This is a genomic window from Pseudomonas tremae (genome assembly GCF_001401155.1).
Lineage (GTDB): Bacteria > Pseudomonadota > Gammaproteobacteria > Pseudomonadales > Pseudomonadaceae > Aquipseudomonas > Aquipseudomonas tremae.
Genome location: NZ_LJRO01000199.1, coordinates 1 through 231 on the forward strand (window position 1 = coordinate 1; position 231 = coordinate 231).

Below are 231 nucleotides of genomic sequence, written 5' to 3' on the forward strand. Positions count from 1 at the left end.
AGATGTGTATAAGAGACAGCTGCTCGGGCAACCACCAGACGCCACCAAGGTGCCAGGACAGATTGCCGCCGTTGCCATGCAGATGCAGCACCGTACCCTTGACCGGCACACCCTCTTTCGCGGGCAGCCACCAGCCATGCAGGCGCGTACCATCGGCGGCGGTGAGGTTCACATCCTGATACTGCAGTCGCGCCTTGTCGGGTGTGAACGGAACACCTTGCTCGGGATAGA

General features: G+C 61.0%; 1 pseudogene. It reads right to left on the minus strand.

From position 1 onward, the window contains the following. Positions 1-231: pseudogene (locus ALO43_RS14045) on the minus strand (alpha/beta hydrolase); the annotation flags it as partial.